Here is a 13534-nt window from a genome sequence, read left to right as displayed (position 1 = left end):
TTGCTCACATTTCAACTCATTCGCTCACATTCCATTAACACTTCCACGTAACGGGCCACGTTTTCTGCCAGATTTCGGCGTTTGTACTGCATCAAAAACCGCGGATGGTCGAGCACGTGAATCTGGTTAAACAGCTGCAGCTCCTCGTTCAGTCGTTGCAGGTACCGGGCGTTGCGGCGGCCCAGGCACACTACTGCCTGCCGGGCCAGCCCCACTTCCGTTACCTGCTGTTGCAGCGACGCCCGGATGCCGGGCCACAGCGCGTCGGTTACCGCTGGCGAGTCGTAGAAATTATAGTTGCGGCCGTCCTTCAAGAGCACCAGCGGGTAAAGGGAGCCCAGGAAAAACCGCTCGTAAAAAGCCGCCGGGCCGCCCAACGCCAGAATGACCTGCTGCACAAACTCGCTGGAGGGCTCCCGGCGGCGCGGCAACTCGTTCGGGATGCCCCAGTCGGAGAGGGTGGCGGGGTCGGTGAAGGCCACGCCGGTGCGGCCATTGCCCAGGCGGCCCGGGTTGATACCCAGTAAGGCCACCCGGGGCTGCTCGCCGCGGTAGTAGAGCCGGGCAAACTGCGTGAGCAGCTCCCGCGGCCCCGGCTGCTGGTACGGACTAACGGCCTCCACGCCCTCGGGCAACGCGGGCGGCAGCGGAAACTGGGTGAGGAAGCGAAGCAGGCGGTCGGCGAAGGGCATAGACGGCCTTACGGCAGTTGGCGGTGGAAGGGTGGGGTGGCAGGCACATGCCATTCGGCGCGGGTCAACCGTTACCTTTGCCTGTGCTATGCCCCACCTGCTTTCCTACCTGCTGCTGCCCCTGAGCTGGCTGTACGCGGCCGTACTGGCCGGGCGCAACTGGCTGTACGAGCAAGGCTGGAAGCCGCAGACGGCCTTCCCGGAAGTGCCCGTGCTGAACGTGGGGAACCTGCGGGTGGGCGGCACCGGCAAAACGCCCCACGTGGCCTGGCTGGTGCAGTGGCTGCGGCAACAAGGGCAGCGGCCGGCGCTGCTAAGCCGGGGTTACGGCCGCCGCACCCGCGGCTACCGCCTCGCCGGCCCCGCCGACACGGCCGCTACCGTGGGCGACGAGCCGCTGCAGCAGTATCAGCACTTTGCCGGGCGGGTGCCGGTGGCCGTGTGCGAAGACCGCGTGGCCGGCATCCGGCAGCTGCTGCACCAGGTGCCCGGCCTTACGGCCGTGGTGCTCGACGATGCCTACCAGCACCGCCGCGTGCGCCCGGCCTGCAACATTCTGCTCACCGAGCAGCAGCGGCCATTTTACGAGGACTGGGTGCTGCCCGCCGGCCGCCTGCGCGAGAGCCGCGCCGGGGCCCGCCGCGCCGATGTGATTATTGTAACTAAATGCCCGCTGCAGCTGCGGGCCGCCGAGCAGCAGCAGATTACTGGGCGCATCCGACGCTACGCCCGGCCCGACGTGCCGGTGCTGTTTTCGGGGTATGCTTACGGAGCGCCGGTGGCGGTGCCCGGCACCGGCGCCAGTATCCAGCCCGGGCCGGAAGTGGTGCTGCTGACGGGTATTGCCCAGCCCGGGCCGCTGGTGGAGTATCTGGCGGAAGCTGGCTACCGCATCCGGCACCACGCCCGCTTCGCCGACCACCACGCCTTCACGCCGGCCGACCTGCAGGCGTTGGCTGCGCAATTACAGCCGGGTCAGTGCGTTCTGACCACGCAGAAGGACGCCGCGCGCCTGCTGGAACCGCATTTGGCTGCAAGTGTGCGCAATTTGCCCGTATTTTACATTCCTATTGACGTTCACTTCCTGGCCGACGGCGCTGCCCGGCTCACGGAGCTGCTCACCGCTTACTTTCCGCCCCACGTTGTTGTCTGACTCACTGCCGACTTCCTTTTCTTTCGCCGTGGCCGCTTCTGCCAAGCGCCCGGGGCGGGTGCGTTGCCGGGTGCGCCGGGTGTTACCCGTGGCGCTGCTCGGGGCCGGCCTGTTGCCGGCCGCCAGCCAGGCCCAGGTGCTCGACGACTCTACCAAGGTGCGCTACGGAGCACACACTACCTTTATTCTGAAGGAGCGGGATTTGCTGCGCGAAGACACCCTGGGCCAAGTGATTGACACGACCCTCACCCGCCTGCCGCAGCAGCGTTACTGGGCCCACGATACCACGTTTCAGCAGGACCTAGGCAACTTCGGCACGGCCTCACGGCGGCTGCTTTGGGAGCCGAATCTGGAACTGGGGGCTCGCCTGGGGCGCAACGTGTTTGATAAATACGCCCGCAATTCGGCCGATATTCCCTACTACGATACCCGCTCGCCCTACACGTTTTTCCGGTTTCACCAGGGCAACCCCTACGAGCAGATTTTCGAGCTGTCGTATGCCCGCAGCCTGAAAAAGCACTTCAACGCGGGCTTCGCGTACGAGCGGTTTGGGTCCAATAAAGCGGTGGCCGTTACCAATACCAAAACGGGGCAGGTAGAACACAGCAACTTCCTGTTCTTCGTGCGTTACGACTCGCCCGACGGTCGTTACCATGCCATGGCCAACTTCAATACCTCACGCCATAAGGCCGTGGAGCAGGGGGGAATTCAGCCTCAATTGGTGACAAACAATCCTGCCGCGCCCAGTGACTTTGATGAGCATGGGGATGTAATTCTCTCTCAACTATTTGAATATCAGCGCGAGGTTGTCAATCTAACCAAAGCCATCAACTATGAGGACCGAGACGAGTTGCGGCTTGCACACACCTACCGGCTGCTGGGCCGAGGCCTCACGGCTTACCACGTGGTCGACTACCGCCGCCAGTTCAACAAGTACGTTGATCAGGCGCTGGTCAGCACCAACGGGATAGTGCGTTTTTACCCACTGATCCGGCGCAGTACAGTGCAAACCGACGACCGGGCCGAGTTCCGACAGGTGGAGAATACGCTGGGAGTATTGGGCAACACCCGCGCCGTGAATTATCGCCTGTATACTCGCCTGCGCAACGTGGGGTTAGATACCCGCAGCGCCTCTGATCAACCGGCTCAGCCAGCCCTCAAAAAGCTGCCGGCCGTACATGATGCTCAACTGTTCCTGGGTGGTACAGCAGCCTTTCAATATCGGCAGTTTGCTATTGAAACAGCAGGCGAGCTTATTGTGCCTGGGAAGTTCTCAGCAATTAGCAATACTGAATATTGGGCGAGAGGCCTTGCCCGGCTAGGCCCCTTGAGTGGGGAACTGCTGCTCAGCAGCTATGCCCCCACGCTCACGCAACAACGCTTCGAGGGCAACCACTACAGCTGGGACCATACTGCGGGCAGTGACCAGCCCTTCAGCAATACGCAGATACAGCAGTTACGCGTGCGTGCGGCCCGGCAGTTGGGTATTCACTATGTGGAGGCCGTGGGCACCGTAGCCAATATTCAGAATCTGGTGTATTACACGGCCAATGCGCCCGGCGGGCAATTTGGTGCGCCCCAGCAGTTGGGCACGGCCCGCCAGCTTACTACTCTCATGGCCCGCTACCGCCTTACCTGGGGCAAGTTTGTAGCCGATAACCAAGCAACCTATACCGTAGGGGCGGGCTCCGACAACCCCGGCCTGCGTATTCCGGCGGTGGTGGCCGAGTCGCGGGTGTATTATCAGGGTTACCTGTTCAAAAAGGCGTTACTGGGCCAGGTGGGTGTACAGGGCTATTTCCAGTCGCGCTGGAAAGCCTACGACTACAGCCCCAGTACCCAGCAGTTCTACGTGCAGGACCATTTTACCATCCGTAGTACGCCGGTGGTAGACGTGTTCTTGAGCGGCGACATCCGCACGGTGGGCATTTTCCTGAAAATGGCTTATGTGAACCAGTTTCTGCCTCAGCCGGGCTATTTCGCTACGCCTTATTACGCCGCGCTGCCCCGCCGCTTCGAGTTCGGTCTGCGCTGGCAGTTCTTTAACTGAGGGCCTTGGTTACGGTTCAATGCCTCTTGGCAGAACGGTAACCAAGTCCCCAAGTCCCTCGCTTCCATGAAAGAAAAAACCATTCTCAAGCTCAAGCTGAACTCTGACCCGCGGTGGGTGGATATTGCCAGCAAGAACATTGTGGATATTTTGGTAGACCACGCCTATTGTGAGCAGAAGGCCGCCAGCACCGGCATCTCGCTGATTGTGAAATATCCCGAGAAAACCCGGCTGGTTGAGGAGCTAACGGCCCTTGTAGCTGAGGAGTGGGAGCACTTTGCACGGGTACTGCAAGAGCTGCGCAAGCGGGGCCATGAGCTGGGCCGGCCCCGCCGCGACGAGTATGTGGTGCAGCTGATGAGCCACGTGCGTAAGGGTGGGGCCCGGGAGCGGCAACTGATGGATCAGCTGCTGGTAAGTGCTCTGATAGAGGCACGTAGCTGTGAGCGGTTCAAGCTCTTGTGGAAGCATATTCCGGACCCTGAGCTAAGTCAATTCTACTACGAGCTGATGGCCTCCGAGGCCGGCCACTTCGTGAGCTACGTGGATCTAGCCAAGGAATACTGCAACCCACAGGAAGTGGATGCCCGCCTGCAGGAACTCCTGAAAATTGAAGGAGAAATAGTTACTAACCTCCCGGTGCGCGACGACCGAATGCACTAAAGAATAGGGTAGCAGAGTATAGAATTGTTTGAATATAATTTGCAGTATATCCATAGAATTTTATACTTTGGTCATTCCTGCTGTACTTTGCTCGTATGAAACAGACTGTACTTCTGCTACTTATTGCGCTGTTTGGATTGTCGCGCAACTCCTGGGCACAGGCCCCGGCTGAGGTGGCCGCTACCACCATGAACTTCTGCGGGGTGGAACTGCCCGTCGAAAGTGGCTGCACGCCTGAGTCGAAGTACGCGCTGAACTGCGGTAACTACCAGTTGAACTGGATGTACCTGGATTTCAGCCTGATGAAAACGTATCCGCAGCAATTCATCAAGCAGGCGGAGAAAAAGCATAAAGGCACCGAAAAGCAGCCATTGGAATGCAGCATTCTGGGAGGCCCCATGACCCAGGGCATCCGACTAAGCTACCCGACCGAAACGGGAGGTATGGCCTACGAGCTGATTGTATTTGGGGCCGCCAAAGGCCAGCCGGTATTGGTAGACGTGGTACTGCCCACAGACCCGGAAAAAACCGCCGACTTACCCCTGACTGTTCAGAAAATCCTGCAACTATCCAAGTAGCTCTGGGATAGGCTGCTTACTGCGGTGGCAGCGTTGGCGCGCGGGAGGCCAGCAGCCCTGCCGGTACTGACAACTCGCCGGTGTGCGGGTCAATCAGGCCATTGCGTTCATCCTCAATGTTGGTAGCCTGCGTATACACGTCGCCGGCTATGGGGCGCTTGCGCATTTCTTCCTTGAACTGCCGGATGCGCTCCGTCCGGTCCTCCGGGCTTTGTGGCCCGCCGTAGTCGGCAAAGCCAAAACCGCCCCATTCGCTCACAATCAAGGGCTTCTGGCGGCCGTAGAAGAACGGGTCACCGATAACCAGCGGAAGCACCGCCACGTTGTTCAAGTCACCCTGCACCATGCGGTCCAGTAGCTCCGTCCAGCGGGGTAGCTCCGGGGTATAAATGTGGGCCGTCAGCAAGTCAGACTTCAGCCGGCCTTCCTGCGAAATGTGCTGCCAGCCGTCATTATCCACTACCAGAAACTGCGGGTAGTGGATGTGCAGATAATGATACATATCCACGATGTAGCGGCGGGTGTCGGGGTTGGTGGCAATATCCTGCGCGCCCCAATCCTCATTGTACAAACTCCAGATTACCACTGAGGGGTGGGATTCCATCAGGGCCAGCATGCGCAGCAGCTCGGCCCGGTGGTTTTCGCGGCTGCGTGGCGTGCTGGAGTGGGGGCTGGGCACTTCTACCCACAGCATCAGGCCCAACTCATCGGCCAAGGTGTAAATGCGCGGGTCGACGCCGGCAATGTGCACACGCACTAAGTTGCAGCCCAGCTCCTGCATGGCGTGCATGTGGCGCTGCATCTCCTCGTAGGTGGCGGTACCAGGCTGATACAGAATGCCATCCAGATACGTAGGCTCGTTATTGAGGTATACGTACGTGCCCCGCGACTCAATCTTGCGCAGGCCGAAATGGGTTTCGATTTGTGCCGAGTAGCCGTTTTCGTCCACTAGGTGGGCAACCAGCCTATACAGATTGGGATGGCCGGGAGCCCACAGCCGGGCGCCGGCTAGCTCCATTACCACTCGTTGCTGGCGCTGGCCTACTTCCAGGCGCAACGGGAAATCAGCAGCAGCCAGGGGCTGACCGGTAGTGACCAAGGGGTCAAACACCTGTAGGCGCAACGTGTAGTTGCCAGGGTCGTGGATGCGGGTGGTGAGGGTGAAGCGCACCATCTGGTCTTCAATCACGCTATCCACCCCTACGCGGGAGCGGAGGCGGTTGCGCTCCACCATTTCCAGCCATACGCTGCGCACGGCCCCGGTATAAGTCTGGTACCAGATGCCCCCCCGCTTATACACGTGCGACTCCTGCTTGCCCCGGGGCGTTTCGGCGTCCATTGTATCCACGATGCGTACCGTGAGGCGGTTAATGGGGCGCAAATGCTCCTCGCGCAGCTCAAAAGAGAAAGAAGTATACTCGCCGTAGTGAATGGCTTCGCCCTCAATAGTAGAAAGCTGGATGCCATTGAGCCACACCTGTGTTTCGTAGCCGCAGGCGCCAAAGGTGAGCTGGAATAAGGAGTGCGCGTCATCCGAGTCCTGCTCGGGTAGCTCAAACTGCCGCTCATACCACACCACTACCTTATCGTGCCAGCCGGGGGAGTCGGGGCGGGCCAGGCGCAGGTGCTCTTCAACCGAGCCGGGCCAGTTGGCCGTGCTGTCGTAGGTATGCGCCAGGTACCAGGAGTCCTGCAGACCTACGTCGTTCGTATCCAGAGCAAATTTCCACTCCCCATCCAGCAGCAGATAGTTGTTGGCGCGCAGCACGGCGCGGGGCAGGGGGTTAGCGGTGCGGATATCGTGCTGGTTGCTGGAATAGCCGTAGTTAGCAGGCGTGGAAGTTGACATAGCAGCAGGGCAAGGTGGTAGCTTAACAACGTAGCAACTCCGGCTCCGGATGCTCCAGAGCAGATAAAAAATGCCCCTTCACTTCTAAAAGCGCCCTGCTTGCTTAGCGCTGCCGCTCTCTAAACTCAGGTTTTTTGCTTTTTCTTTTTGGCCGCCGGAAACAGAATGTTGTTCAGAATCAGCCGGTAACCGGGCGAGTTGGGATGCAGGCTGAGGTCGGTGGGCTCTTCTTCTACCAAGTGCTGGTAGTCTTCGGGGTCGTGGCCGCCATAGAAGGTCCAGGTGCCTTTACCCAAGGTGCCGTGCATGTACCGCACTTCGCCGGAGGCTTTGTTCTCGCCCATTACCACCACATCGGGTTTCACCAGCTGCTTGCGGAAGGCCGTAGTTTGGCCCATGAAGCCTTTAATGGTGCGCTCATGATTTTGGGTGAGCATAGTGGGCACCGGGTCGTATTTGGCCGAGAAGTTAAACAGCTGAAAATAGTCGTTGTCCTCGTACACGCCCCGCTCGCGCGGGTCCATATCAATGTTGCTGTATTCGTACTCGAAGGGGTTCATGCGCAGCTGGAAATTCTGGAAGGCCAGCGTGCGGTTGAAGTTGAGCTTAGCCTGGGACTGAGGGTCGGCGGGGTCACCGTCGTACATGCTCTCTACCATATCCACGCCCAGCCCGGCCAGGGCAATATCATAGGAGTCGGTGGCGGAGCACATGGCAAACAGGAAGCCCCCGCCGGCAATGAACTCCTGCATTTTCACGGCTACGGCCCCCTTCATCTGGCTTACTTTCCCAAAACCGTTGCGTTTGGCGGCGGCTTCGGCGTCGCGCTGCTGCTGCTGGTACCAAGGGCGGGAGCGGTAGGTAGCGTAAAACTTACCGTACTGGCCCGTAAAGTCCTCGTGGTGCAGGTGTAGCCAGTCGTACTTGGGTAGGTCGCCGCGCAGCACTTCGTCGTCGTAAATCTGGGTATAGGGAATTTCGGCGTAGGTCAGTACCATCGTCACGGCGTCATCCCAGGGCTGCTTGCCTTTGGGCGTGTACACCGCAATTTTGGGCACCTTCTCCAGCTTCATCACGTCCATGTTGGCGTTCGGGTCGGCTATTTCGGAAAGGATGCTGGTATACTGGGCTTCGGAAATGACTTGGTACGTGACGCCCCGTACGGCCAGCTCGTTTTCGGCCCCGGGGGCCACGTCGCAGGCAAAGGCCCCGCCGCGGTAGTTCAGTAGCCAATCTACTTCTACCTGCTTGCCCAGCAGCCAGTACGCCGCGCCGTAGGCTTTCAGGTGCTCCTTCTGGGTATTATCCATCGGGATGAGAATGTGGTTGGCCCAGGCCGCCACGGGCTGGCTCAGCGCGGCCGCCAGCACCAGCAGAAAGGCAAGTAGGCGAGAGAAATTCATGGGCAGATGGAAGTCAAGAGGCAGATGGCCGGTGCGCTGACCAAAACGGGAGCGGCTGCGGCCGGTGGAATCCGGGTAACTCAAAAAAACGTCAGAATCCGAGATTCAAGGTAACAAATCCGGATGGGAGTTTCGTCGGAAACCCGTTACCTTGCGCTACCAGCCCGCATTGTCCCGGCCCGCAAGTTGGGGGCGTTGGCTGGTTTTGTTCCCTTGTTGGCTGCCGCGTTATGCACTTGCTGGAAAACATCAAAGAGGCGTTTCGTTCCATTCAAAGCAATTTGCTGCGCACCGTGCTGACGGCGCTGATTGTGAGCATCGGCATTATGTCGTTGGTGGGTATTCTTACGGCCATTGATGCCATGAAAGCCTCGCTGAACTCCACGTTTGCCAGCCTGGGAGCTAATTCGTTCGAAATCAAGGCCAAAGGCTACTCCAACCGGGTGCGCCGCGGCGGGGTGCAGGGCAAGCAGTACCCGGCCCTTACCTACCTGCAGACCCGGCAGTACAAAACGCAGCTGGCCGAGGAGGCCAAAGTAGGCGTGTCGGCCCAGATTGCGGGAGCCGTGGAAGTAAAGGCCAATGGCATCAAAACCAATCCTAATATGCAGGTAGTAGCCGGCGACGAAAACTACCTGATGATTCAGAACTACAACCTGAGCAGCGGGCGGGTATTCTCCCCGGCCGAACTCGACAACGGGGCTAACGTGGTAATTGTGGGAGCTGAACTAAAGGAAAAATTGTTCCCTGGCCAAAGCCCGCTTGACAAGTACGTGTATATGCTAGGCCGTCGGTTTTTGGTGATTGGTGAACTGGAGAAAAGCGGCAGCAGCATGGGTGGCAAAGGGGCCGACCGACTCCTGCTGATTCCGTTGGAAACCGGCAACCAGCTGCCCCGGCAGCGCGCCCTTACCTTCGACGTGAAAACCGCCACTACCGACCCCGTACAGCTGACTTACCTAACAGGCGAGGCTACCCGCATTATGCGCGCCGTCCGCCACGACCAGTTGGGCCAGGAAGACAGCTTCGAGCTGGAGCGTTCCGACTCCCTGGCCGGCAAGCTGGATTCCCTGTCGGGCAATATGAAGATGGGCGGCTTTCTGGTGGGCTTCATCACGCTGCTCGGGGCCAGCATTGCCCTCATGAATATCATGATGGTATCAGTAACGGAGCGGACCCGGGAAATTGGAATTCGGAAGGCGCTGGGCGCAACTTCCCTGCAAATCCGGCAGCAGTTTCTTATCGAGGCCATCGTCATCTGCGTGATGGGTGGCACGCTGGGCATCCTGCTGGGCGTGGCTATGGGCAACGGCGTATCGTTGCTGGTGGGCAGCGCTGGCTTCGTGGTGCCTTGGCTCTGGATGTTTATTGGCTTGGTAATCTGCGTAACCGTAGGTCTGGCCTCGGGCTATTATCCCGCCAGCAAAGCCGCCGGCCTCGACCCCATCGAGTCGTTGCGGTTTGAGTAGTAGTCGGTAGGAGAGAGGTGCGCCTGGGGGAAGCGTTGCAGCCACTCACTTAGCAGCAAGCGTACTCAAATCTTGGTTGACATCTCCTCTGTGCTATCATGCTTCGGCCCTGGTTTGATGCGCCGGTTGCCTTACTAAGAGGCACTGTTGGTATGCCACTCACGGTCTGTATTTTCCGCCTATGTTTCCTGGATTTGGTCTCCTGCTCCGCCTGATTTCCCGGCGGCAGCACAGCCGAGCCGATGAAAACCAGCTCCGGCAAGAGCTACTGGCGCATCAGCGCCGGCAGCTGCTGCACGCCCGCATCCCCAATCTGGATATGGCCCGGCAGGAGTTTGGCTCTCACCTCAATTCGTTAGTTCAAGTGCTGATCCAGCACGACCCAGCGGGCCTGGAAGCCGACGCCGAAGCTTCGCCTCTGTATCCGGAGCTAGCCCGCACCCTGCTCTACCAACTGCCCAAAGCCGCCACTCCCGAGCAACGGCTGCGCCTGCTGCAACAGGAGCTATACCTGTGGTTTGGCCGGCAGGCACCACCGCCTGAATCTGAGGACGCGCTGACACTGGCTTTTGAGGCGTGGTGCCGGTCTGGGCTCCGCTTTGGAGCGTTCGAGAGTTAGGTAGGGAAGGAGAGCTTAAAATTCAGGTTGCTCCGGGCAGCGGATAGAATGAAGCTGCTCTGGAAGTAAGCATACCGAGCGGATCACTCCACCTTTTGTTGGCACGCATCTGTAAGTAGTCCGGGCGATAATGCGCGAGGCGTCACGAGGCGCACTGACCCAGGCGGGAAGCACAACAGCATGCTCTAGCGTGGGAATTTTAGCATTTCCTCCTTTGTGAAGAGTTATCCACAACAGAGCGGGTGTAATAAACGCAGAGAATCCTAGGTATTACTATTTTATTAATACATTTGTGTAAATAACCATTTGAGTATATGACCGAATCATCAACCGTAGGGCAACGCATTGCACAGCTCATCCAGCAGCTAGGATTGAGCAAGAATGCTTTTGCTATTTCGCTGGATAAAACCGCAACCGTAATTCAACATTTGGTTGAAGAGCGGAATAAGCCAGGATTTGACCTTTTGTGCAAAATATTTGAAGTATATCCAAATGTTTCTAAGGATTGGCTAATGCAGGGGGATGGCCCAATGTGGGGAACCACTGAGCCTGCTTCCTCCGCTGCTAAAGTACCAGAATCATCTACGCCAACCACGCCGGCTGCTGCAACTCCTGCTCCAGTAACGCCCGCGTTGGAAGTACCCGCTGAGCCTGTCCAGCAAACCTTCGCGGCTCAGGCCCCGTCGCCTGAGCCAATAGTTACTACTACGTCGCCAGTAACCAATTCGGAGCCTGTATCAGGCGCGCCAACTGCGCCGCTGTCAGTAGTTCAGCCTGCAATTGCTGAGTTGGTTGCCGCACCTGCTCCCGTGGCTTCTGCTCCCCCAGTGGCCGATGCAGGAGCCTGGCAGTCGGCATTGTACACGCAGCAGATGGCCCACCAACTGGCCTTAGCCGAGCTGCGCAACCAGCACCTGCAGGAGCAGCAGCGGCTAATGCAGCAAATGATGGATCTGATGCAGCGGCAACTGGTCCGCTAGTGTTATACTGAGTTTAAATCATTTGAGTATATTCTCTTTTTATATTCAAATGGTTAAAATTGTCTGTGAAATATAAGAACGCCTGCCTTAATTCGGCAGGCGTTTTTTATGCAGGTTCAGCTTGCGCGTAGCCGACAGGTGCCGCAGGGTCGGGGAGCAGATGCGGAGAATAAACTATGGGCTGCAGACAACCCCCGACTGCCACATCCAATTGCGGCCAGGTAGTGGCCGAGTTGGACGCTGCCAGTAATTGCTGCAGCCGGCCTACCAAGGCTTCGTGGCTGAGGTGTTGCATGAGCAAGTACCCCGTTGTGAAAACGGCATGCGCGGCCGCCATTCGCGGCAGATACAGGTCGGGGGAAATAACCCGAACCGTGTAAAGCCGATATTCCCGGTTCTGATCTGTTACGTACGCATTCAGCTGCAGCTCAAACGATCTTAGCGCCGGTAACTCGGCAGCCGATACTATGCGGGGAGTAGTGGTAGTATAATCAGTAAACGTGAGCGAAGCGAGACGAAATTCTTTCGGCCGGGGCTTTTTACCAAATAGCATACAACAGCGGAATAGTCAGTTAATCGGATTGCCTCCGCAACTTAATAGGCAAACGCGACAGGGCCGCTCAACTGTGACCAGCTTACATGAAAAGACCCCGCCACTCACCGGTTGCAGGGTCTTTTCATTAGGTAGCAGGAACGTAGTTCGCAGCGGGTGCTTAGGAATGGTGGAACACCTCCACACCCACTTCTTCCGCCTCCATCAGGGTTTGTGGACTCACCTGGGTTAAGCGCAGGCGCTTCAGCTCACCTACCAGCAGCGGGTCGTATTTGGCCGTTACGCGGATGTAGTTGGGCGTGAAGCCCTCCATCTGGCCGTTGGTCACGTCGTCCTCGAACAACACGGTAGCTTCCTCGCCCAGGTGCTGCTCGTAGAAGTAGCGCTTCTTCTTTTCCGAGAGGCTGCGCAGCTGGGTTGTGCGCTCGTGGCGGTGGCGGTCCTGCACGCGGCCGGGCAGCGTGGGGGCCAGCGTGTTGTCGCGCTCCGAGTACGGGAATACGTGCAGGTAGCTTACCTCTAGGTCGTTCAGGAACTGGTAGGTTTCCAGGAAATCGGCCTCGGTTTCGCCGGGAAAGCCCACAATCACATCCACCCCGATGCAGGCGTGGGGCATTACCTCTTTAATGAGGGCCACGCGCTCCTGGTACAGCTCGCGGCGGTAGCGCCGGCGCATCAGGCCCAGAATCTTGTTGGAGCCCGACTGTAGCGGAATGTGGAAATGGGGCATAAACCGCTTCGACTGAGCCACGAAGCGGATAATCTCGTCGGAAAGCAGGTTTGGCTCACAGCTGCTGATGCGGAACCGCTCGATGCCGTCCACCTCGTCCAGGGCCCGCACTAGGTCGAAGAAGGTTTCCTTCCGCTCCCGTTCGGGACCCTGCAGGCCAAAGTCGCCGAGGTTCACGCCTGTCAGCACGATTTCCTTCACACCGGTTTCGGCCAGCTTCTCTACGCGTTCCACCACACTTTGCACCGAGCCCGAGCGGCTCTTGCCCCGGGCCAGCGGAATGGTGCAGAAGGAGCAGCTGTAGTCGCAGCCGTCCTGCACTTTCAGGAAGGTGCGCGTCCGGTCGCCGTAGCTGTGGGCCGCGTGAAACTCGGTGGCTTCGGAAATAGGTGAGGCAAACACCTGGCCGGGCTGGCCCTTCTCGGGCTTCTGGAAGCCGGCCAGCGTTTCAACCAGCTGGAATTTCTCGGCCGCGCCCAGCACCGCGTGTACCCCCGGAATTTCGGCAATTTCCTGGGGCTTGAGCTGGGCGTAGCAGCCCACAATGGCCACCAGGGCTTCGGGATTATGCTTCAGGGCCTCCTTCACCACCTTCCGGCACTTGCGGTCGGCGTGGTCCGTGACGGAGCAGGTGTTGATAACGTAGATGTCGGCGGCATCCTCGAAAGCGGCTTTCACGAAGCCGTGCTCCTCAAACTGTCGGCCGATAGCCGACGTTTCGGAGAAATTGAGCTTGCAGCCCAGCGTGTAAAAGGCAACTTTTCTGGTTTCCATTTCCATAAACAAGGCGGCAAA

General features: G+C 58.7%; 12 protein-coding genes. 7 read left to right on the top strand and 5 right to left on the bottom strand.

Translation table 11 applies throughout. The features are described from left to right. Nucleotides 1–11: 11 nt before the first annotated feature. On the bottom strand, nucleotides 12–692 hold the full coding sequence (locus tag LF252_RS08095) for a uracil-DNA glycosylase family protein (protein WP_226269079.1): 681 nt from the start codon (nucleotides 690–692) through the stop codon (nucleotides 12–14). 88 nt (nucleotides 693–780) lie between these two features. Between LF252_RS08095 and lpxK the strand changes: the two genes are divergently transcribed. From lpxK to LF252_RS08075, 4 genes are all read left to right on the top strand, one after another. Beyond that, a complete protein-coding gene (gene lpxK, locus LF252_RS08090; RefSeq protein WP_226269078.1) occupies nucleotides 781–1845 on the top strand; it encodes a tetraacyldisaccharide 4'-kinase in 1065 nt (354 codons plus the stop codon). Between the two features lie 28 nt (nucleotides 1846–1873). Next, nucleotides 1874–3895 (top strand): putative porin, encoded by a 2022-nt coding sequence (locus LF252_RS08085; protein ID WP_226269077.1) that lies wholly within the window; start codon nucleotides 1874–1876, stop codon nucleotides 3893–3895. Nucleotides 3896–3961: 66 nt separating this feature from the next. Continuing rightward, complete coding sequence (gene miaE, locus LF252_RS08080; RefSeq protein ID WP_226269076.1) at nucleotides 3962–4558, top strand: tRNA-(ms[2]io[6]A)-hydroxylase; 597 nt, start codon at nucleotides 3962–3964, stop codon at nucleotides 4556–4558. A 95-nt stretch (nucleotides 4559–4653) separates the two neighbouring features. Beyond that, nucleotides 4654–5136: a hypothetical protein gene (locus tag LF252_RS08075; protein ID WP_226269075.1), complete on the top strand. Its 483-nt coding sequence runs from the start codon at nucleotides 4654–4656 to the stop codon at nucleotides 5134–5136. A 16-nt stretch (nucleotides 5137–5152) separates the two neighbouring features. Here LF252_RS08075 and LF252_RS08070 read toward each other — a convergent pair whose 3' ends face one another. Together LF252_RS08070 and LF252_RS08065 are read right to left on the bottom strand one after the other, a co-directional pair. Then, nucleotides 5153–6985, bottom strand: a complete 1833-nt coding sequence (locus LF252_RS08070) for a glycoside hydrolase family 2 protein (RefSeq protein ID WP_226269074.1) — start codon at nucleotides 6983–6985, stop codon at nucleotides 5153–5155. A gap of 125 nt (nucleotides 6986–7110) precedes the next feature. After that, nucleotides 7111–8388 (bottom strand): asparagine synthetase B, encoded by a 1278-nt coding sequence (locus LF252_RS08065; protein WP_226269073.1) that lies wholly within the window; start codon nucleotides 8386–8388, stop codon nucleotides 7111–7113. Nucleotides 8389–8618: 230 nt separating this feature from the next. Between LF252_RS08065 and LF252_RS08060 the strand changes: the two genes are divergently transcribed. The 3 genes from LF252_RS08060 (at nucleotide 8619) to LF252_RS08050 (ending at nucleotide 11456) form a co-directional block, all read left to right on the top strand. After that, nucleotides 8619–9857: an ABC transporter permease gene (locus tag LF252_RS08060; RefSeq protein WP_226269072.1), complete on the top strand. Its 1239-nt coding sequence runs from the start codon at nucleotides 8619–8621 to the stop codon at nucleotides 9855–9857. 181 nt (nucleotides 9858–10038) lie between these two features. Next, nucleotides 10039–10476, top strand: coding sequence for a hypothetical protein (locus LF252_RS08055; RefSeq protein WP_226269071.1), 438 nt, complete (start codon nucleotides 10039–10041; stop codon nucleotides 10474–10476). Nucleotides 10477–11285: 809 nt separating this feature from the next. Beyond that, nucleotides 11286–11456, top strand: coding sequence for a hypothetical protein (locus tag LF252_RS08050; protein WP_226269070.1), 171 nt, complete (start codon nucleotides 11286–11288; stop codon nucleotides 11454–11456). A gap of 106 nt (nucleotides 11457–11562) precedes the next feature. Here LF252_RS08050 and LF252_RS08045 read toward each other — a convergent pair whose 3' ends face one another. Together LF252_RS08045 and mtaB are read right to left on the bottom strand one after the other, a co-directional pair. Beyond that, a complete protein-coding gene (locus tag LF252_RS08045; RefSeq protein WP_226269069.1) occupies nucleotides 11563–12009 on the bottom strand; it encodes a hypothetical protein in 447 nt (148 codons plus the stop codon). A gap of 160 nt (nucleotides 12010–12169) precedes the next feature. Next, a complete protein-coding gene (gene mtaB / locus LF252_RS08040) occupies nucleotides 12170–13519 on the bottom strand; it encodes a tRNA (N(6)-L-threonylcarbamoyladenosine(37)-C(2))-methylthiotransferase MtaB (RefSeq protein ID WP_226269068.1) in 1350 nt (449 codons plus the stop codon). Nucleotides 13520–13534: the final 15 nt, after the last annotated feature.

The organism is Hymenobacter pini (assembly GCF_020421205.1).
GTDB lineage: Bacteria > Bacteroidota > Bacteroidia > Cytophagales > Hymenobacteraceae > Hymenobacter > Hymenobacter pini.
Note: the sequence above shows the minus strand (reverse complement) of the source record. Positions and strands in the feature narration are given on the sequence as shown.

What these genes read in the sequence shown, in the direction of transcription:
- LF252_RS08095 (WP_226269079.1), bottom strand. Translation starts at nt 692, where the DNA reads ATGCCCTTCGCCGACCGCCTGCTTCGCTTCCTCACCCAGTTTCCGCTG.
- lpxK (WP_226269078.1), top strand. Translation starts at nt 781, where the DNA reads ATGCCCCACCTGCTTTCCTACCTGCTGCTGCCCCTGAGCTGGCTGTAC.
- miaE (WP_226269076.1), top strand. Translation starts at nt 3,962, where the DNA reads ATGAAAGAAAAAACCATTCTCAAGCTCAAGCTGAACTCTGACCCGCGG.
- LF252_RS08075 (WP_226269075.1), top strand. Translation starts at nt 4,654, where the DNA reads ATGAAACAGACTGTACTTCTGCTACTTATTGCGCTGTTTGGATTGTCG.
- LF252_RS08070 (WP_226269074.1), bottom strand. Translation starts at nt 6,985, where the DNA reads ATGTCAACTTCCACGCCTGCTAACTACGGCTATTCCAGCAACCAGCAC.
- LF252_RS08065 (WP_226269073.1), bottom strand. Translation starts at nt 8,388, where the DNA reads ATGAATTTCTCTCGCCTACTTGCCTTTCTGCTGGTGCTGGCGGCCGCG.
- LF252_RS08060 (WP_226269072.1), top strand. Translation starts at nt 8,619, where the DNA reads ATGCACTTGCTGGAAAACATCAAAGAGGCGTTTCGTTCCATTCAAAGC.
- LF252_RS08055 (WP_226269071.1), top strand. Translation starts at nt 10,039, where the DNA reads ATGTTTCCTGGATTTGGTCTCCTGCTCCGCCTGATTTCCCGGCGGCAG.
- LF252_RS08045 (WP_226269069.1), bottom strand. Translation starts at nt 12,009, where the DNA reads ATGCTATTTGGTAAAAAGCCCCGGCCGAAAGAATTTCGTCTCGCTTCG.
- mtaB (WP_226269068.1), bottom strand. Translation starts at nt 13,519, where the DNA reads ATGGAAATGGAAACCAGAAAAGTTGCCTTTTACACGCTGGGCTGCAAG.